We start from the raw sequence: 20491 nt of genomic DNA on the forward strand, positions 1-20491 counted from the left end.
GTGATTAATGCTCGCTGGCGACGATCTCCTCAATCGACCAGGGATGGAATTTGATCGTCACCTTGCCGTCGCTGACCGCCAGCGTCGGATTCGGCAGACGCTCGCGCTCCCCTTTTGGCGAACTGGTTTTCACAACAATGCCCGGCTGGCTCAGGCCCTCGTCCGCCAGTAGCGCCAGCGCACGGGCGTTAAGGCTTTGCGGATCGCCGGGCAGGACGATTTCGATATGCTCCCAGCCCTCATGGGGATAGCGTTTTTCGCCGGGCCACGGCAGCTCCACCACTTTAAACTGCCAGTGCGCTACCGTCACCGGCTCGTGCAGCTTAAACAGGCAGATGGGGCGTCCGTTGATCAGCGTTTCGCTGAGTAACTCGCCGCACTGCTCAAGGCCCGTCCGCCAGCGTTCGGCAGTGGCGTTCTGATGACAGCGCAGGGAAATGTGATCGGCATCAAGGGGTGCGATATCCAGACCGAGCCGGGTGGCAAGTTCTGTTAACGCCAGGGTGAAGCGCGGTAAATCCGCGGAAATATCATGCAGTTCATCAATTGTCTGCCAGTGTGCCATCGTCAGTGCCTTTCACGGGTCGCAAAACCGCTAATTTACCCTGTTGCCGGTGGCTTACCAACCGCTGATTTACAGCAGGCGCAACTGAATGATTATTCATGGATCTGCCGCGATTTATTTGCGCATTCTGCACCCGGTCGCAGGGCTGACGGCAGGGGCCAATTGCAGTATACTCCCGCCTTTGATGATCAACATCCGGGTGCAGCCAGCCCTTACGCGCTGCGCCATTAACCAAAGGTATCACGGTGAATATTCAGGCTCTTCTCTCAGAAAAAGTCAGTCAGGCACTGATTGCCGCAGGCGCGCCTGCGGATTGCGAACCCCAGGTTCGTCAGTCAGCAAAAGTACAGTTTGGCGACTATCAGGCTAACGGCGTGATGGCAGTTGCTAAAAAACTGGGTATGCCCCCACGACAAGTTGCAGAGCAGGTGCTGACTCATCTCGATCTCAGCGGCATTGCCGGCAAAGTGGAAATCGCCGGACCTGGCTTTATCAACATTTTCCTTGAGCCTGCGTTTCTGGCGGCCCAGGTGGATCAGGCGCTGGCCTCCGATCGCCTCGGCGTTTCCCGCCCTGAGCCGCAAACCGTGGTGGTCGATTACTCCGCGCCTAACGTCGCCAAAGAGATGCACGTCGGTCACCTGCGTTCAACCATTATCGGCGATGCCTCGGTGCGCACGCTGGAATTCCTCGGCCATAACGTCATTCGCGCGAACCACGTCGGCGACTGGGGCACCCAGTTCGGCATGCTGATCGCCTTCCTGGAGCTGAAGCAGCAGGAAAACGCCGGTGAAATGGCGCTGGCGGATCTGGAAGAGTTCTACCGCGCAGCCAAAACCCATTATGACGCTGACGAAGCCTTTGCCGAACGCGCCCGTAACTACGTGGTGAAACTGCAAAGCGGCGACGAATATTGCCGTGAGATGTGGCGCAAGCTGGTGGACATCACCATGACGCAGAATCAGATCACCTACGAGCGTCTGAACGTGACCCTGACCCGCAAAGACGTGATGGGCGAAAGCCTGTACAACCCGATGCTGCCGGGTATCGTGGCCGATCTGAAAGAGAAAGGTCTGGCGGTGGAAAGCGAAGGCGCAACCGTGGTCTTCCTTGACGAGTATAAAAATAAAGAAGGCGAGCCGATGGGCGTCATCATCCAGAAAAAGGATGGCGGCTACCTCTACACCACCACGGATATCGCCTGCGCGAAATACCGCTATGAAACCCTGCATGCGGATCGCGTGCTCTATTACATCGACTCCCGTCAGCACCAGCACCTGATGCAGGCGTGGACCATCGTGCGTAAAGCCGGTTACGTGCCGGACAGCGTGCCGCTGGAACACCATATGTTCGGCATGATGCTCGGCAAAGACGGCAAGCCGTTTAAAACCCGCGCGGGCGGCACGGTGAAGCTGGCGGATCTGCTGGATGAAGCACTGGAGCGCGCGCGTCGTCTGGTCGCGGAGAAAAACCCGGACATGCCAGCGGACGAGCTGGAAAAACTGGCTAACGCCGTGGGTATCGGCGCGGTGAAATACGCGGATCTCTCCAAGAGCCGTACCACCGACTATATCTTCGACTGGGACAATATGCTGGCGTTTGAGGGCAACACCGCGCCCTACATGCAGTATGCCTACACCCGCGTGCTGTCGGTATTCCGTAAGGCCGGTCTGGATGAAAGCACGCTGAGCGACGCGCCGGTGATCCTCACTGAAGACCGCGAAGTGCAACTGGCCGCCCGTCTGATGCAGTTTGAAGAGACGCTGACCGTGGTCGCCCGCGAAGGTACGCCGCACGTGATGTGTACTTACCTGTACGATCTGGCGGGTCTGTTCTCCGGCTTCTATGAGCACTGCCCGATCCTGAGCGCGGAAAACGAAACCACGCGCCAGAGCCGCCTGAAGCTGGCGCTGCTGACGGCCAAAACCCTGAAGCTGGGTCTTGATACCCTGGGTATCGAAACCGTAGAGCGGATGTAATAAAAAACCCCGGTTCGCCGGGGTTTAATTTTTGCAGGTCTGATAAGCGAAGCGTCATCAGGCGTTTTCCCTGGTGGCGCGTGGCTTACCGGGGCTACAACCTCAGAAGTATTTGCGCAAATACTCCGTCAGACATAACATCGCCATCGCCTGGCCGTACGGCATGGACGTGCGCGGAATATTGCGGTAGAAATCCAGATCCGATCCCATTCCGGTACCAAACGACGTCTGCAACAGCTCCCCTTCCGGCGAAATGTTATTCACGATACCTTTAATGGCCTTCTCCGCCACCTCTGCATATTCCTGGCTGATATAACGCTTACGCACCGCCTTCAGAATGCCATAGGCAAAACCTGCCGTCGCTGACGCCTCCAGATAAGAGTGCGGATCGTCGAGCAGTGTATGCCACAGGCCGCTGTCATCCTGACATTTCGCCAGCGCCGCCACCTGCGCGTTCAGCACCTGCACCAGATAACGGCGCACGGCGTTGTTTTCCGGCAGATCCACCAGCTCCAGGAAATCCGGGATGACGATGGTCAGCCAGCTGTTGCCCCGCGCCCAGCGCGCTTTCGCAAAGTTATGGTTGCCTTCGTAATTCCAGCCGTGGAACCACAGCCCGGTTTCCCTGTCCATCAGGTTCTGCACGTGCAGCAGGAACTGATACACCGCCTCTTCCACATAGGCCGGGCGATCCAGCAGCTTGCCGATTTTCGCCAGCGGCAGCACGGTCATCATCAGCGTGTCATCCCACATCTGCTGATGATTTTCCTCTGCCAGGGTGATGTGCTGCATGCCGCCATGTTCCGTACGCGGCATCTCGTGCATCGCCCACTCCGCCCAGCTTTCCAGCCACGGCAGATACGCCGGGTTGCGGTTTTCCTCATAGCGGTACGCCAGCGTCAGGAACGGCGCCATGGTGTTGACGTTTTTGGTGGTCGCCCCTTCCGCAAAGCGGTCGGCAAACCAGGCATCGATAATATCGCGCATCGCCAGATCGCCGGTCTGCTGGTAGTACTGCCAGATGCCGTAAAGGCCGACACCGTGCGTCCACTCCCAGCCCGCCCAGCCTTTGGTATCAATGACGCGCCCGTCATCTAATCGCAGTAAGAACTCACCGGATTCATCCCGAATGTTGACCAGGTTATGGGTCACTTTCTGGATCAGTGCCTTCAGCTCATCCCGGGCGATAAAACGCTCCGGCTGACGCAGTAAAGGGCTATATTTGACAGGATAAACAATCATTTACTTCACCTCCTGAGTATTGTATTCAGTCGCTGCGCGGGCTTTAAGAGAGCCCGGGGCTGGCTTATTGCGATTCAGATAGCCAATGTTGTTATTGCCCCACAGGGATTCGAACGGCATACCCGCCAGCATTTCCACGGTTGCACGCGCCTGCGGGGTGACGGTTTCCGGCATCACGCGGCCTGTCTGGCGCATTTTTTCGGTTTCTTCCCGCAGCACGCTATGGGTTTTCAGATTTAGTTTGAAGCGCAGTGAGACCAGGAAGCCGCACAGCAGCACCGCCACCGTACCGAAGCAGAGGATCATCAGAATGGTATGGCTGACAGATTCCACCTGGGTCTTCTGACCAGAAACAAAGCCGGACGCCTGCATGATGATCCCCACCAGCATAATCGCACCCGCCTGGGAGGCTTTACGTGTCAGGGTCATGATGCCCGCGAAGATACCTTCACGACGCTGCCCGGTGATCACTTCATCCACGTCAGCGATGTAGGTATAGGTGTTCCACGGCACGTAGTTGATGCCGCCACGTCCCAGACCAGCAATCGCAGAAATCAGCAGCAGCAGCGAATAAATGTCGCTCATCCCGGCGTAATAAAGCACGGCGTATGAAACAGAGCTGAGACCGAACAGCACCACCACCATGCGGTAGGACGGCGCTGGTCCGAAACGGATACACAGCGGGATCATCATGATGACCGCGATGAACTGGAAGATCGCCATGGTGCCCAGCAGGTTCGACGCCATTGACGCATCCTGCATCAGCACGAACACCACATAGTAAGTAAAGACGGCGTTGAAGACGTCCTGCGCGATATAGCCGCCCAGGTACATGCCCAGGTGCTGACGGAAAATCTTGATGCGCAGGGTGGAGCTTAACTCCGTAAACAGACGGCTCATGCTCTGGCCGAAAGTAAGGTGTTTTTTCTCCTCTTCTGCACGCAGCGCCGCTTCGGTCCAGTCTTCACGCGGCCGTTCCCAGGTGAAGAACCAGACAAAGGTAAGCATCAGCGCGCACAGCACCGAGAACACCAGGCTGGCATAAAAGAAAGAAACCGGATTGTCTTTACCGAAATGGGTTAACAGAATGCCCGGCAGGAAGGACGCCAGAATAGCGGACATCTGCGCCATACCGATACGCGCGCCGGAGAATTTGGTTTTCTGTTTGAAATCATCGGTCATCTCCGGCACCAGGGTTTCATAAGGCACGAGGATCATGGTGTAGACGATGTCGAAAATCAGGTAGGTCAGCAGGTAGTACCAGAATCCCATGTCGCCGACCCACATAATGGAGTAGCTAAACACGGCGGGTATACCGAGCAGGATAAAGAACTTGCGACGACCGAAGCGTTTACCCAGCCAGGTCGAACCAAAGTTATCGGTTAAAAAGCCCATCAGCGGACTGATCACCGCGTCCAGTACCCTTGCGGTGGCAAAGATAAAGGTGGCTTCGATAGGCGTTAAGCCGCAGAAGGTGGTGTAGAAGTACAGAAGCCAGGCCGCAGTCAGCGCTGTGGTGCCCGCTCCAAGAAAGTCACCCGAGCCGTAGGCCAGGTAGTTTGCCAGTCCAATTTTACGTGTCTTCATTGCCGCAAACCCTTTTTGTTATTGGGAGCTCTCAGGCAATTGGCGTAGCCTGAAAGGAACATTACACGGCTAAAGTAGAATTATGTTATGAGAGAAACCTTTCTGTTTCTGCCAGGGTACTGACGCAACTGGCAAAAATGCAAAGAGTCTCATCATGCGTGTCACTGATTTATAAAACAGTGTTTCTCGCGGTTCAAAAGGCGGGGCCGAAATATGAGAGCCAGCCACCGGATTGCGGAAGAAATCACCAGTGGCGGGTTAAAAGACGGGCATTTAGCGGTAGTTAACAATCACTTCATTGCGGCTGACTTTCAGCGCCGGGATCAGCCTGCCGCCGCCGGGCACTTCCCAGATAAAGCGTAACGGCTCGGCCGCCGGAACATTGGCGAAGCCCATGGTCGTACCGCTTTCGCCGTCCAGCTCCACGCAGCGCGATTGCGAACACAGGCGCACCAGCAGGCCCGCCGGGGTCGGGCCGTTAAGTTCGTAGCGCCAGGCCACCAGCGTCATCAGACCGCTGGCTGGCTGCGGGGCGGACAGCGGCTGCGATGACGCCGCCTGCCCACGGTGACTGAGCGTGATGCCGATACTGCTGGCCTGCCACGCCCCCTCACCCGCCGCCTGGGCGAACAGCGGCAGGGCGATTAACCAGGCAAGATGACGCATTATTTGCCTCCGATGGTGGCGGTCATGCGGATGCTGCGGTTATCCGACAGCTCCATGTTGGACAGCACCACCAGCTGCGGCAGACTGCGGCGCAGGAAGCGCGACAGCAACGGACGCAGGGCATGGTTGACCAGCAATACCGGCGGCGCGCCAAGCATCTCCTGGCGCTGCAGGGCTTCCTGGGTTTGCGCCAGCAGGCGATCCGCCAGACCCGGCTCCAGACCGCCACCGCCCTGCAGGGCCTGCAACAGCAGACGCTCAAGCGGCGTATCCAGACCAATGACCTGCACTTCCCCGCTGCCAGGGAACCACTGCTGGGTTATGGCGCGACCCAGCGCCACGCGCACGACCGTCGTCAGCTCATGAGGATCGTTCTGTACCGGCGCATGTTCCGCCAGGGTTTCCAGAATGGTGCGCATATCGCGGATCGGCACTTTTTCTTCCAGCAGATTTTGCAGCACTTTATGCAGCGTGGTGAGCGTGACCACGCCCGGCACCAGATCTTCCGTCAGCTTAGGCATCTCCTGGGTAACACGATCCAGCAGTTGCTGCGCTTCCTGACGGCCAAACAGTTCAGATGAATATTGTCCGATCAGATGGTTAAGGTGAGTTGCCACCACGGTGCTGGCTTCCACCACGGTATAACCCTGGATCTGCGCCTGCTCTTTCAGGGCGCTTTCGATCCAGATCGCCGCCAGGCCAAAGGCCGGATCGACGGTCTGCTCGCCCGGCAATGTGCCCGCCGCAGTGCCAGGGTTAATCGCCAGCCAGCGGCCCGGATAGGCGTCGCCGCTGCCGATCTCCACCCCTTTCATCAGAATACGGTAACGCGCGGGCGGCAGATCCATGTTGTCTCGGATATGCACCACCGGCGGCAGGAAGCCCATATCCTGCGCAAATTTCTTACGGATACTGCGGATACGGCCTAACAGCTCGCCATCCTGCTGCATATCCACCATCGGGATCAGACGGTAGCCCACCTCCATGCCCAATGGATCTTCCAGCTGCACATCGCCCCAGGTGGCTTCCACCGCCTGAGTATTTTCCGGCAGCTTCACAGGCGCGGCTTCCACCGGTGCCTGCTGCTGGCGGCCGCGCAGCCACCAGGCGAGACCCAGTAACGCGCCGGTAAACAGCAGGAAGACAAAGTTCGGCATCCCCGGCACCAGGCCCAGCAGACCCAGCACCGCGGCGCTTAACACCATCACGCTCGGATTGGTGAACAGCTGGCCCACCATCTGCTGGCCCACATCTTCATCCGTAGCCACGCGGGTCACGATGACGCCCGCCGCGGTGGAGATCACCAGCGCCGGGATCTGCGCCACCAGGCCATCACCGATGGTCAGCAGCGTATAGGCTTCCGCCGCATGACCGACATCCATACCGTGTTGCAGCACGCCCACCAGCAGGCCGCCGATGACGTTAATCACCATGATCAGGATGCCCGCGATGGCATCGCCGCGCACGAATTTACTCGCACCGTCCATCGAGCCGTAAAAATCTGCTTCCTGGGTAACTTCAGAGCGGCGTTTTTTCGCCTCTTCTTCGCCAATCAACCCGGCATTAAGATCGGCGTCGATAGCCATCTGTTTGCCCGGCATCCCGTCCAGTACAAAGCGCGCGCCCACTTCTGCAATACGCCCGGCACCTTTAGTGATAACCATAAAGTTGATGATCACAAGGATGATAAACACCACGATACCGATGGCGAAGTTACCGCCCACGAGGAAGTGACCGAAGGCTTCAACCACTTTACCCGCCGCCGCGCCGCCGGTATGTCCGTCCATCAGGATGATACGGGTGGAGGCGACGTTCAGCGCCAGGCGCAGCAAGGTGGTGAACAGCAGGATGGTCGGGAAAGCAGCGAACTCCAGCGTACGCTGGGTGAACATCGCCACCAGCAGCACCATGATCGACAGCGCAATGTTGAACGTAAATAACAGGTCAAGAATGAACGCCGGAAGCGGCAGCACCATCATCGACAAAATAAGCATGATGAGGATCGGTCCGGCAAGGATCTGCCATTGAATCGACTTCATGTTGCCAGGCAAACGCAATTTTGCCACCAGATTATTCATCAGTGTCCTTCTCGTTCATAAAATCCAGCGCTTCAGGCACCGGAAGATTTGCAGGTTTAACAGGTGCAGTACCCCCCGCCAGACGCCAGCGTTTCAGCTGCCATACCCAGGCCAGCACTTCCGCCACGGCGGCATAAAGCTGCCCCGGAATCTGCTGACCAATTTCCGCATGGCGATAGAGCGCACGGGCCAGCGGAGGGGCTTCAAGGGTGGGAATTCGGTTTTCGTTGCCAATTTCACGGATGCGCAGGGCCACCAGCCCTGCCCCTTTGGCGATCACTTTTGGCGCGCTCATTTTGTTTTCGTCATACTTCAGCGCCACGGAGTAGTGCGTCGGGTTGGTGACGATGACGTCAGCCGTCGGCACATCGGCCATCATGCGACGACGCGCGGCGGCACGCTGCATCTGCCGGATGCGCCCTTTCACATGCGGGTCGCCTTCGGTCTGTTTGTACTCATCGCGAATATCCTGACGGGACATGCGCAGTTTCTTAAAGTGGCTGTAGAGCTGGAAGCCCACGTCAAAGCCGACCATCGGAATAATGCTCAGCACCACCAGCAGCACGCACATGCCCACCAGATCGAGGGCATTGTTCATCGCCGTGGTCGGCGCTTCGCTGACCAGACGCATAATTTCTGGCCACTTATTCCACAAATAGAGTCCGGCGACCCCGCCCATCAGCACTGATTTAAGGACGGCTTTCAGCAGCTCGGCCCCGACCTGCGCGGAAAACAGGCGTCCGATACCGGTAATAGGATTGAGTTTGGAAAATTTAAACGCCAGGGATTTGGTGCTGAAAATCAGCCCGCCGAGCAGCACCGGCGACACCAGCGCAATGATCACCACCCCGGTGATCAGCGGCAGCAGCGCATAAATCGCCTCTTTCACCAGCAAAATCACCTGACCCAGGATCAGCTTCTGGTCGTTAATGATGCCGTGGTCAAACCGCAAGCCTGACGCCAGTAGCCCCGCCAGCCGTCGGGCGATCGACTCACCGCCAATCCACACGATACTTACGCCCACCACTAAAATCAGCAGTGACGTCAGTTCTTTGGATCGGGGGATCTGCCCTTCCTCACGCGCTTTGTCCAGTCGTTGGGGTGTGGGGGCTTCTGTTTTGTCGTCGCTATCTTCTGACACAGCCGAAGTTCCGGAGATATAGGTTTGTAGCATGATGCCAGAGAGAGGCCGCCGCAATGGGCAGATAAACGCGACTAAAAGGCGGTTTTTTCAGGCGATAAGAACCCTGCGGCGTGTCACGCAGCATCGGGATAATGCAGAGAGTGGAGGGTAAATCCATTAACCCCACTCCCCGCCTGCCGGAGTGCGCAGGCGGAAAGCGGGATTGTCGATCAGAAACCGAGGCTGTCCAGCAGGTCGTCGACCTGATCCTGGCTGGCCACGACGCCTGCTTTGGTGGTGTCCAGTTGCGGACCGTTCAGCAGGCTGTCGTTTTCACGTTTGGCGCGTGCTGCCGGTTCCGGCATGTTATCGAGCAGCACCATCAGCAGCTGACGCTCGATTTCCTGGATCACGTCCATCATGCGCTTGATCACCTGACCGGTCAGATCCTGGAAATCCTGCGCCATCATGATGTCGAGCAGCTGGGCGTTGGTGAAGCTGGTATGACCCGGCACGTCGCCCAGATACTGACGTGTATCTTTCACCAGTTCTTTGGCATCCGTCAGCTCGATAGGATTCTCGAACCACTCATCCCAGCGTTTGGTCAGGGATTTCGCGCCGGATTCCATCGCGTCCTGGTGCGGCTGCGAGGCTTCAACGCTGTTCAGTGCACGTTCGGCGGCCTGCGCCGTCATCTGCACAACATAGTCGAGACGGTCACGCGCATCCGGAATGGCTTCTGCCGCTTCGGCAATCGCCTGATCCAGACCCAGCTCACGCAGGCTGTCACGCAGCATACGCGTCAGGCTGCCGATGCGGGCGATAATGTCTCCGGCAGCGTTTTCGTCTGCCGGTTTAATCTGCGATTGATGCATCATTATCCTGCCCTCACATGCCAAGTTTCTCGAAGATCTTGCCAAGTTTCTCTTCGAGTGTTGCAGCGGTGAACGGTTTCACCACGTAGCCGCTGGCGCCTGCCTGCGCGGCCGCAATGATGTTCTCTTTTTTCGCTTCCGCCGTGACCATCAGCACCGGAAGCGACGCCATGTTACCGCTGGCACGAATGGTTTTTAACAGTTCCAGACCGTCCATGTTCGGCATGTTCCAGTCAGAAATGACAAAACCGAAACCACCCGCCTGCAGTTTATTCAGCGCGTCAACGCCATCTTCTGCTTCTTCGACGTTGTTGAAACCCAGCTCTTTCAGCAGGTTGCGCACGATGCGACGCATGGTGGAAAAGTCATCCACAACCAGAAACTTGAGCTCTTTGTCCGCCATAAAACTACACTCCTCTTTAAATACGTATTGCCTGTCCGGCACTGATTTTTGCCAGCATCTGCTGGCTTACCTGGCTAAGATCGACCACTTCGCTAACGCCACCCATATTGATAGCCTCGCGCGGCATGCCGAACACCACACAACTTGCTTCGTTTTGTGCAATGGTCCAGGCGCCCGCCTGGTGCATCGCTAACATACCGGCCGCGCCGTCGTTGCCCATACCGGTGAGGATCACCCCCACGGCATTACGACCCGCGAACTTCGCCGCCGAATGAAAGAGTACGTCCACCGACGGGCGATGGCGGTTAACCGCCGGGCCGTCGTGGATCTTGATTTGATAGTTTGCCCCACTGCGCGACAGCTCCATGTGCCGATCACCGGGCGCAATATAGGCGTGCCCTGGCAATACACGCTCGCCGTCCTCTGCTTCTTTCACGGTGATCTGGCACAGCTTGTTCAGACGCTCGGCAAAAGAACGGGTAAAACCCGGCGGCATATGCTGGGTAATGAGTACCGCCGGGCTGGAAAGCGGCAGCGGTTGCAGCACATGACGGATCGCCTCGGTGCCGCCGGTGGATGCGCCGATCACCAGCAGTTTTTCCGAACTGAGCAGCGGCCCGGCTTTTAAAGTGGCAGGCGCTGCCGTCGGCTTATGCGCCGCCAGTTTCGCCCGGGAAGCGGTACGCACTTTTTCAGCGATCATTTCGCTGTAGGCCAGCATGCCTTCGCGGATCCCTAACTGCGGTTTGGTGACGAAATCAATCGCCCCCAGCTCCAGCGCGCGCAGCGTCACTTCTGAACCCTTACCGGTTAGTGAGGAAACCATCACCACCGGCATCGGACGCAGACGCATCAGCTTTTCAAGAAAATCCAGCCCATCCATGCGCGGCATTTCAACATCCAGCGTCAGGACATCGGGGTTAAATTTTTTGATTAAATCCCTCGCCACCAGCGGATCCGGCGCGGTTGCCACCATCTCCATATCGCTGTGACTATTGATGATTTCCGTCATTATCTGGCGCATCAGTGCGGAATCATCAACGGACAATACCCTGATTTTACTCATGCTTTTTCCTTACTCAGCGCATAAACAGTCTGCCCACGGAGGGTGAACTCACGCGCGAGGTTGCTAAAATTCTCCGAGTGCCCGGCAAAGAGTAATCCGTCGGGCTTAAGCAAGGGTGCAAACCGACGCAGAATGTCCTGCTGAGTCGTTTTATCAAAATAAATCATTACGTTACGACAAAAAATCGAGTCGAACGGCCCCTGCACGTTGTACTGTTTGGCGAGCAGGTTAAGCGGGGTGAATTCAATGTAATTCGCCAGCTCCTGACGGACGCGCACCAGCCCTTCATGCGGTCCGGTGCCGCGCATGAAATAACGCTGTAGTTGCTGCGGCGACAGCGTTTTCAGTTCGTCCACGCGGTAGATGCCGCTTTTGGCTTTCTCCAGCACTTCGGTATCGATGTCGCTGGCGATCACTTTAAAGCGCCCCGGCGCCATACCGAGCGAATCCGCCAGGGTGATGGCGATGGAGTACGGCTCTTCCCCGGTGGAGGCCGCCGCGCACCATACGCGGTACTCGCCACTGCGTTTGCGGGCGTGGTCAGCCAGCACCGGGAAGTGGTGAGCTTCCCGGAAAAAAGCCGTCAGGTTGGTGGTCAGGGAGTTAATAAACGCCTGCCACTCAGCATTACTCTGATTCGCCTCCAGCATGCTGAGATAGCGACCAAAATCATCCAGGCCCAGCGCGCGGAGGCGACGGACGAGACGGTTGTAAACCATGTCACGCTTATGATCAGCCAGTACAATCCCTGCACGCTGGTAAATCAGTTCACATATCCGACGAAAATGCGTGTCGGACAACGCCAGACGTTGTGTCATCTGTAACAGCAGCGATGTTTGCCCGGTGGGCGTGGATGAGGTCATAGCGCCTTCTTAATTACTCTCAGGTTACAACGGGCACGGCTTCAGCCAGTGCACCAGCAGGTGTTGAATGGTGTTCATCGAGCTTAAATACGGCGACCAGCGATGTCAGATGGTCAGCCTGGTTAGCCAGTTGTTCGGTGGCGGCGGCCGCTTCTTCTACCAGCGCGGCGTTCTGTTGTGTCACCTGATCCATCTGGCTGACAGCAAGGGCGACCTGCTCGATCCCGCGGCGTTGTTCATCCGACGCGGACGCGATTTCGCCCATGATGTCGTTTACCTGGGTAACGGATCGGACAATGTCCGTCATGGTCTGCGCGGCGGTACCCACCAGCCCGGAGCCTTGCTGGACGCGGGAGACTGATTCTTCAATCAGGCCTTTGATCTCTTTTGCCGCCTGCGCGCTGCGGCTTGCCAGATTACGGACTTCTCCCGCCACCACGGCAAAGCCGCGGCCCTGTTCCCCTGCTCTCGCGGCTTCGACGGCGGCGTTCAGCGCAAGGATATTGGTCTGGAAGGCAATACCATCGATCACGCTGATGATGTCGCCGATTTTCTGCGAGCTGGCGGCAATATCCTGCATGGTTTGCGCCACACGGGACGTTTGCTCGCCGCCTTTACGCGCGGTTTCTGCCGCGCTGGACGCCAGCCCTGACGCCTGACGGGCGTTGTCGGCGTTCTGCCCGACGGTGGCGGTCAGCTGTTCCATACTGGCGGCGGTTTCCGCCAGCGACGCGGCCTGCTGTTCCGTACGCGCCGAGAGATCGTTATTACCGGCGGCGATCTCCGCGATGCCGGTGTGCATGGCGTTGCTGCCGTGACGCACTTCGGTCACGGTGCCGCGCAGCGCGGTCTGCATGTTTTTCAGGCTGGCAAAAATTGCCGAGATTTCGTTACGGCCATACACCATGACCGGTCGCGCCAGATCCCCTGCGGCGATGCTGTCGAAATGACTGCTGATGATCGCCAGCGGTTGCACGATCATTTTGCGTGACCAGAACAGCGCGCTGGTGGTCAGCATCGCGGCGATGATCACCACGGCGATAAAGATCGCCGCCGACATATGGTAATTTTTCTGCCCGGCGACGCTCGCGGTCTCCACGAAGCTGTCGATATGCTTCTGCCAGGCCATAAAGTTGTTATCAAAAGCCGCCTGAGAGGTCTCAACCGGCGCGGTCATAAAATCCGACAGCTGGTTATTTTCAAGCCAGGTGGCCTGATGGCTTAAATCGTCATGCCATGCCGCAAACGCAGTTTTGGTCTGCTCTTTCAGCGCCCTGCCATCAGCTGACAGCGTGTCAATCGCCAGGAAGGTTTTCAGCTGGTCCTGCGCCTGTTGCAGACTGTTATGCGCCGTAACCATCAGCCCTTTAATATCTTCCGGCGGATAGGCCAGCGCGGTCAGCGTGCCCGCTTTGTTCAGCGCGATACCCGCCTGTAACATCGTGGTGCGCATTTGCGCCAGGGTGTTACGTTGCAAATTACTCTTTTCAAGCTGTTCCAGATGCTGATAGCCATCGCGAAACGCCCAGAACGACAACCCGTTACTACCGACCTGCAAAATGCCGCAAACAATCAAAATCAGAAAAAGTGTGGTCGAGATACGAATACGATTAAACATTCACGCTCCCATCAGGTGGCATTGCCACATTGCTGTCACTTAAAAAGTTTCCCAGTTAGCATCTTGTCCGGTGTGGGTCTGACGCGGAACTGCCGCCTGCGGGATCGCCGGCGACGGCGCAACGCCTGGCTTTGCCGGTATGCCGGGTACAGTGGCAAGACGGAAAGCGGATACGGCCATATTCAGTCGACTGGCTTGTTCTTCTAATGCCGCGGCAGCTGCCGCAGACTCCTGTACCAGTGACGCATTCTGCTGCGTGACGCGATCCATCTCGGAAATCGCCAGCGCAACCTGATCGATCCCGCGGCTCTGTTCATCAGACGCGGAAGCAATTTCACCCATGATGTCGGTCACGCGCGTTACCGCATTGACGATCTCGTTCATGGTTTCCCCGGCGCTTTCCACCAGCACCGAGCCGGTATCCACGCGCGCCACGGAGTCTTCAATCAGCGCTTTGATCTCTTTTGCCGCCTGGGCGCTGCGGCTGGCGAGATTACGCACTTCACCTGCCACCACGGCAAAGCCCCGCCCCTGCTCACCGGCGCGGGCCGCTTCAACCGCTGCGTTCAGGGCGAGAATATTGGTCTGGAAGGCGATGCCGTCGATCACGCTGGTGATGTCAGCAATTTTCTTCGAGCTGCCGGCGATGTCCGACATGGTTTTCACCACACGATCCACCACCTGGCCGCCCCGCCCGGCGGTATCCGAGGCGCTGTGCGCCAGCTGCGACGCCTGACGGGCATTGTCGGCGTTCTGCTTCACGGTGGCGGTCAACTGTTCCATGCTGGCGGCGGTTTCTTCGAGCGCCGACGCCTGCTGTTCAGTACGGGAGGAGAGATCATGGTTACCGAGAGCGATTTCGCTGGTGCCGCTGTAGATGGCATCCGAGCCCTGACGCACACGGGTCACGGTATCGGTCAGCGACTGCTGCATATGATTGACGCTGTCGGCAAGGTCAGTCATTTCGTTGCGGCCTTCTACTGCCAGGCTTTGCGTCAGATCGCCCTGGGCGATCTCGCGGATATGGCGGATCACGCGATTGAGCGGATCGAGCAGGATTTTACGAATGCCGAACCACACCACCGCCAGCACCAGCACTAACGCCAGCGCGAGGGTCGCCATCTGCCATTTGGCAAACTGGTAGTCGCTGACGCTTTGGGTAAAGGCATCCTGATACAGCGACGCGCTGAGCGCCGCGTACGCTTTCATGGCATCGCCCATGCCGTTCTGCATGCCCTGGGTCGGCTGCGCGAAATAGGCATCCATGTTGCCGCTCTCCAGGAATTGGATCAGCTCATTAAGCGCGGCCGCGTAGGCGCGGTATTTCTCATCCAGCGTCAGGCTGGCCTGTTCCATGGACGGCAGCGTCGGCAGGGCTTTGTAGGCGTCGTAGTGTTTCGCCGCGTCTGCCAGCGAGGCATGGGCGTTTTTCAGCAGATCCGTTTTGGCGCTGCTTTGTTGATTATTCGGATCCATCATCATGCGCGCCGCCGAGCGGCTTAAGTTGATGCGCGTTTGCAGCATCAGCTCCCAGGCGCTGGTCAGCTCGGTCTGTTGCGAGCGGAGATCGTTGGAAACGGCGAAGCTCTGCTGGTTCTCTTTTAAGGAAGAAAACAGCAGACCACCGGAAACCAGCTGCAAAAGTGCGAAGACCACCAGCACCATCATCAGCATGGTGACAACACGGATACGGTTCAACATGCAACAACACCTTATTGATGACTTATTAACGGTGTTATCGGCACGCCTTAAGGGAACTTTACATTTGCGAAAAGTAAAAAATCAGCGCAGTCCTAAAAAGCGACGTCAACGATCACCGTATCTTCATAAGTCCCGCCAGGGGGCGTTGCCTGGGTGGTGAGCACTTTGGCGGTGTAATTGAAGGTGCGCGTCAGGGCATCGGCGCTGATCAGTGATGAGGCGCTGCTTGCCCAGCGCTCGGTGCCGGTGCTACCCCAGCGGCTGGTGGTGTTGCCTTTATAGATCTCATAGCTCAGGCGGTTATTGCCGCTCGCCATGTTGCGCACCGTGCCGTTCGCGTACAGCCCGTTGTTCAGCCCGACGGTGTAGGTACTGCCTTTAGTGCAGGTGAGCGTCACGGCCTGGGAGATGGTCGGGAAGTTCTGCACCAGCGGCGAGCTGCCAAAATTGACCGCCGGGGCGGTGATGGTTGAACAGTCATTGGTGACGGTGCCGTTGACCTGCAGGGTGGTGGTCAGAGTACCGGTTTGCGGCGTTCCGCACAGCCCGAGCGCCCCCAGCGCACAGATGTTGTAGTTGATGCTTAAGTTCAGCGTGACCTGATACGGCCCCGCGGAGACGTTTTGCCCGGCGACGGTACGCAAATAGATCGGCAGCGTATAGCGCTGTGAGCCCAGTAATCCCAGCAGCGCCGAGGCGTTCCAGGTATAGGGCGTGGCGTTGATGGTCACTTCGCTGTTGTTATTGCAGCCGGACTGCCCGCACACGCGAATGGGGATGAGATCGGTCACCGTCAGGTTATCGGTGCGCCTCATGGCCGCGCGGTTACTGGCGGAGGACGAGGCGGTGGGCATGCTCACGGTGATGGAGTCGTTAGTAAGCAAACCCAGCACGCGATCGCACTGAACGATCAGTTGTCCGGTGGTGGCCTGCTCGGTACTGTTGAGCGCAAAGGACGTCACCGGGCCGAAGGAGGCCGCCACAGTGCTGGCGGAACAGGCCGCCAGCGCCTGTGGACTGAAGGCCATAAATAAGATCAGTAACAGACCAGCGCGTAGCATCAGCGTTTCTCCTGACAGGTGAGAGGCCCAAAGGTTTGCAGTTTATGGCCGGGGTTGTCCCCTACCTGCAAAGTCGTATAACAGGTTTTGTTGTCCGGGGTGGTGACGCGCAACGGGTTGACGCCGTCGAGGTTTTCCAGCCAGGCGATCCCGTCGTAGCCGACGATGGCGGTCGGTTTGCCGTCGCGCCACACCTGGCTTGCCAGCGGCAGCGCCTGGCCTTGTTCATCGTGCAGAATGACGCTGGCCACCCGCTCCTGCACCATCGGGAACTCCACCAGATAACCGCTTTGACGGCGCAGGGCCACCCGCCGCTCCGTCTCTTTCAGCCGCGTATCTGCGGGTAAATTCAGCGTATTGATGCTGTAACTGGCCGGATAATACGCGGACACGCCGCTGATCAGCAGATAGCCGTTTTCATCCGTGGTGCCCACAGGCTGGTTTTCATAGTTGACCGGCACGCCGCCATTGCCGCTGGTGCTGATCACCACAAAGGCATCGTTGATTTTGTTGGCGGCAAACACCTGGTTGTCCATCAGCACCAGCGACCCCATCGCCTCGCCCCACCAGGTGAACATATCGGTTTCGCCATAGCCGCCGCCCTGAAGTTCCACATGATTATTACGCCAGCCGAGTGTGGCCTGTTGATAGCTGTCCGCCTGCGACTGACGGGCATACGCCATGTTCCAGCTGAAGCCGCCGTCGGTCGGCATCGCATGGCTGTAGTTCACCCGCTGCGAGTTGCCGGAATAGGGCCGGTTTTCAATGCTGACGGCGGCGCTGTCGCGTTCGCCCAGCGGAATTTGCAGCGACAGGCCGAAGGTCCAGTCACCCTGCTGATTATCCCGGCTGGCGGCGAGGTTAACGCTGCTGCTGCCCCAGAGGTTGCGGCTCCAGGACAGGTTTAACAGTTCGGTTTTCTCATTGTCGAAACTGCGCACGCCGATCCACGCCGCGCCGACGTTGCCGAAATCCCCGAGGTTAAAGGTCAGCGAATACTGATCGGTGTTACGACTGAGCGAGGCGACCGGCTGGCGATTGTTATCATCATACTTATAGAGCGCCGTCTGGTCGTAAAGCGCCAGGTTGCCAAAACCGCGCTCGCGACGGCTGTGCTGAGTGGCGATGCTGAACTGGCTGGTGCTGTACTGATAGCCCCAGTTAAACTGGCTGCCGCTGTTGCCGCGCATCCGGCTCTGCGTCCAGGCGGAATTGACCACGCCGAACTGCCCCAGTTTTAACACCGTCCCCGCCCCGCCGAGCGCCAGCTCCTGGGCGGCTTCCGTATGGCCTTCCAGCGTCAGGTAATCGGTCAGGCCGTAGCGCAGCGTGCCGCTTCCCGCCGCCGGGCCGTAATCAAAATTGTCGATACCGTAATCACGTCGCAGGCTGCCGACGGAGAACGCGCCATCGCTGAGACCGCTTTTCAGCACTTCGCTGGCGACATAAAACGGCAGCGTAGTGCTGACCTGGCGGCCGAGCGCATCGGTGGTGACCAGCACCGCGTCCCCCGCGCCATTGACGTAAGGCAGATTGGTCAGGGTGAAGGGGCCGGGTTGCAGACGGGTGTTTCCGGCGCGATAGCCGTTGATAAAGACGTCCACTGAAGTGGGTACCGCCGCCTCGCCGGAAAACTGCGGCAGCGGCCAGGTGACCAGATCCGGGCGCACGGAGAAATCGCGCCCGTAGCGGATCCCGCCGAGGCGCACGCTGTTGCTCCAGCTCAGGGAATCGGAAATCACATCCCCGACGTTCCACACGGTGGCGTCATCTTCATTGACCAGGGTTAAGGTGGTGTCGTAGCGGATATAGCCTTCTTTTTGCTGTAAATCGCCGGAGAGATTCTGCCGCTGGGTGCCGGTGGAGCTGAGTACAGCGTTTTGTTCAAAGAAGCGCAGCTCATGCCAGAGGGCGATCTGGCTGCCGATATTTTCCGTCTGGCTGGTATAGATGTCATAGTTCAGTAGCGCACCGCGCCCGTACATCGGCTCGCTGCGCTCGCTGTCGCCGGTAAAGGAGGTGCTGCTATCCCCTACCCATTCGCGCGGCACAAACAGCAACAGCCGCTGGCCGCTGCTGTCATAGTCAACGCGCACCTCCGGCAGGGTCGACAGGTTAACGTCTCCTGGCGGTAATTTATCCGCAGGCAGTCCGGCGCGCTTAAGGTTTTCGCTGTCGATAAAAAACGCGTTCTGGCGGCGGATCACCGGCACCACCTGATTCGTGTCACGGTAGTTCACCACCAGCGCCAGGTGGAAGGTCGCCTCGTCGTTCAGCGCCCGGGCATCAGGAGGCGGCGGCAGGGCGTCGTCCCCGTCGGCAGCCTGCACGCTGCCTGTACTGCCGAGGCTCAACATCGCCATGGCGATCAGCGCGCGGGGGCCGACTGCCATGTCGTATCCCTGGCGTTAATGGTTGCCGTCATGGCTGAAGGGGACGTCACGCCCGCCGGCAAGGGCCAGCTGCGGGTGCTACCGGGCAGAACATAACCCAGCAGCCCCTCCGCGAGGGTGCGCCTTTGCCCGCCCTGCTGCACTTTCACATCGCTTAAACGCACATGTACATCGCTGCGGTTAGTGACTTCAATGGCCGGTTTGCCGCCGTCGCGGGTGGTGCGCCAGCTCAGATCGCGGGTTTCAACCAGGGCATGATTCGCCCCTTCGCGGTAAGTGGCAACCCCCTGCCCGTACGCAAAGAGTGGGATGGAATAACGCATCTGGATCTTCAGGCCGATTTGCGGAGTGTTATCACCCTGCGGCTGGGGGATCTCATCGACGATAATGCGGTAGGCCTGCTCGACACCCGCAGGTACCGTGGTCTGTTTGATCAAACGGATCAGCTGTTTACTGCCCTTCTCAATGCGCACGATGGGCGGACTGGCGACCACATCCTGTTGGGCCTGGTAGCGCTCATTACCGCCATCCTGACGCCAGCGCACAATACGCACCTGCATGGTGGTCGGGGTGTCGCCCTGATTCTGGATCCACAGTTCAGTGGCCGGGGTATCCGCCGCCAGCCAGGGATCGATAGGCCATAATAAAATGGAGGCCGCCGCCTGTGCCTGCGGCGCGCTGATGGTCAGCGCGGAGGCGAACAGCAGCGCCGCCAGACGAGAATTTACGCTCATATACTTCTCCCTGTCTCACCAGGTAAGGGTCACGGTGAGTTGATCGCTATAAGTGCCTGCGGGACTGAATCCCGTCAGCTGCGCCGCGCCAAACAGCGAAAGCGCAATGTTATTACTGTTGCTGTAGGTGACCGAAACTGACTGGTTCTGGGCGATCTCCGTATTGGCAGCCAGCGTGCTGCTGCTGTACAGGCGATACGGCACGACCTCGGTGCCACCGCTGCGGCGCATATTACGCACGCTGGTATAATTCAGCCCGCCATTGATGCTCATGGTCAGCGCCACGCCGGGGGTACAGGGCAGCAGGAATGAAGAGTTGGGCACAAAACTGGTGGATACGCGCCCGCTCTCCACACCGGTACGGGTGCCGAAATTCAGCGTCCCGAGTACGCCGCCGGTGCCGCTGGTGACTGAACAGCCCGGCGTTATCGTCGCTCCCACCCTGAATGACTGGCTGGTGACAGCCAGGGCAGTTCCCTGCATCATGAGCCCTGCCAGCGCCAGCCAGAAAATTGGGCGCAGGGCTCCCCGGCTTCC

17 protein-coding genes are annotated in these 20491 nt (G+C 58.4%); 1 reads left to right on the plus strand and 16 read right to left on the minus strand.

Going from position 1 to position 20491, the window contains the following annotated elements; all coding sequences use genetic code 11:
• Positions 1-4 precede the first annotated feature (4 nt).
• The gene (locus BMF08_RS17755; protein WP_072568855.1) at positions 5-565 is read right to left on the minus strand and encodes a VOC family protein; all 561 of its coding nucleotides are present in this window, start codon (positions 563-565) and stop codon (positions 5-7) included.
• Positions 566-810: 245 nt separating this feature from the next.
• Here BMF08_RS17755 and argS point away from each other — a divergent pair, with 245 nt between their 5' ends.
• Positions 811-2544 carry an arginine--tRNA ligase gene (gene argS / locus BMF08_RS17760; protein WP_072568856.1) on the plus strand — a complete coding sequence of 578 codons (1734 nt, stop codon included), beginning with the start codon at positions 811-813 and terminating at the stop codon, positions 2542-2544.
• Positions 2545-2646: 102 nt separating this feature from the next.
• On the opposite strand, the gene bglB is transcribed toward argS, so the two are convergent.
• The 15 genes from bglB to BMF08_RS17835 form a co-directional block, all read right to left on the minus strand.
• Positions 2647-3786 (minus strand): beta-galactosidase BglB, encoded by a 1140-nt coding sequence (gene bglB / locus BMF08_RS17765; protein ID WP_072568857.1) that lies wholly within the window; start codon positions 3784-3786, stop codon positions 2647-2649.
• Positions 3787-5373: an MFS transporter gene (locus BMF08_RS17770; RefSeq protein WP_072568858.1), complete on the minus strand. Its 1587-nt coding sequence runs from the start codon at positions 5371-5373 to the stop codon at positions 3787-3789.
• A gap of 273 nt (positions 5374-5646) precedes the next feature.
• Positions 5647-6039 carry a flagellar protein FlhE gene (gene flhE / locus BMF08_RS17775; RefSeq protein ID WP_072568859.1) on the minus strand — a complete coding sequence of 131 codons (393 nt, stop codon included), beginning with the start codon at positions 6037-6039 and terminating at the stop codon, positions 5647-5649.
• Complete coding sequence (gene flhA / locus BMF08_RS17780) at positions 6039-8117, minus strand: flagellar biosynthesis protein FlhA (RefSeq protein ID WP_072568860.1); 2079 nt, start codon at positions 8115-8117, stop codon at positions 6039-6041. The genes flhE and flhA overlap by 1 nt, the downstream gene beginning before the upstream one ends.
• Positions 8110-9258: a flagellar biosynthesis protein FlhB gene (gene flhB / locus BMF08_RS17785; RefSeq protein ID WP_199775930.1), complete on the minus strand. Its 1149-nt coding sequence runs from the start codon at positions 9256-9258 to the stop codon at positions 8110-8112. The genes flhA and flhB overlap by 8 nt, the downstream gene beginning before the upstream one ends.
• A gap of 212 nt (positions 9259-9470) precedes the next feature.
• Positions 9471-10115 carry a protein phosphatase CheZ gene (gene cheZ / locus BMF08_RS17790; RefSeq protein WP_072568862.1) on the minus strand — a complete coding sequence of 215 codons (645 nt, stop codon included), beginning with the start codon at positions 10113-10115 and terminating at the stop codon, positions 9471-9473.
• Positions 10116-10128: 13 nt separating this feature from the next.
• Positions 10129-10518, minus strand: coding sequence for a chemotaxis response regulator CheY (gene cheY / locus BMF08_RS17795; protein WP_072568863.1), 390 nt, complete (start codon positions 10516-10518; stop codon positions 10129-10131).
• A 16-nt stretch (positions 10519-10534) separates the two neighbouring features.
• Positions 10535-11584, minus strand: coding sequence for a protein-glutamate methylesterase/protein glutamine deamidase (cheB, locus tag BMF08_RS17800; protein WP_072568864.1), 1050 nt, complete (start codon positions 11582-11584; stop codon positions 10535-10537).
• On the minus strand, positions 11581-12447 hold the full coding sequence (gene cheR / locus BMF08_RS17805) for a protein-glutamate O-methyltransferase CheR (protein WP_072568865.1): 867 nt from the start codon (positions 12445-12447) through the stop codon (positions 11581-11583). The genes cheB and cheR overlap by 4 nt, the downstream gene beginning before the upstream one ends.
• A gap of 19 nt (positions 12448-12466) precedes the next feature.
• Positions 12467-14065 (minus strand): methyl-accepting chemotaxis protein IV, encoded by a 1599-nt coding sequence (tap, locus tag BMF08_RS17810; RefSeq protein ID WP_072568866.1) that lies wholly within the window; start codon positions 14063-14065, stop codon positions 12467-12469.
• Positions 14066-14104: 39 nt separating this feature from the next.
• Positions 14105-15766: a methyl-accepting chemotaxis protein II gene (gene tar / locus BMF08_RS17815; protein WP_072568867.1), complete on the minus strand. Its 1662-nt coding sequence runs from the start codon at positions 15764-15766 to the stop codon at positions 14105-14107.
• A gap of 92 nt (positions 15767-15858) precedes the next feature.
• Complete coding sequence (locus BMF08_RS17820) at positions 15859-16827, minus strand: Csu type fimbrial protein (RefSeq protein WP_072568868.1); 969 nt, start codon at positions 16825-16827, stop codon at positions 15859-15861.
• A complete protein-coding gene (locus BMF08_RS17825; protein WP_072568869.1) occupies positions 16827-19220 on the minus strand; it encodes a fimbria/pilus outer membrane usher protein in 2394 nt (797 codons plus the stop codon). The genes BMF08_RS17820 and BMF08_RS17825 overlap by 1 nt, the downstream gene beginning before the upstream one ends.
• Entirely contained in the window at positions 19196-19954 is a 759-nt protein-coding gene (locus BMF08_RS17830) for a fimbrial biogenesis chaperone (RefSeq protein ID WP_072568870.1), read from the minus strand. The genes BMF08_RS17825 and BMF08_RS17830 overlap by 25 nt, the downstream gene beginning before the upstream one ends.
• A 15-nt stretch (positions 19955-19969) precedes the next feature.
• Positions 19970-20440, minus strand: a complete 471-nt coding sequence (locus tag BMF08_RS17835) for a Csu type fimbrial protein (protein WP_099458770.1) — start codon at positions 20438-20440, stop codon at positions 19970-19972.
• Positions 20441-20491: the final 51 nt, after the last annotated feature.

It is taken from the genome of Enterobacter sp. SA187, assembly GCF_001888805.2.
Lineage (GTDB): Bacteria > Pseudomonadota > Gammaproteobacteria > Enterobacterales > Enterobacteriaceae > Enterobacter_D.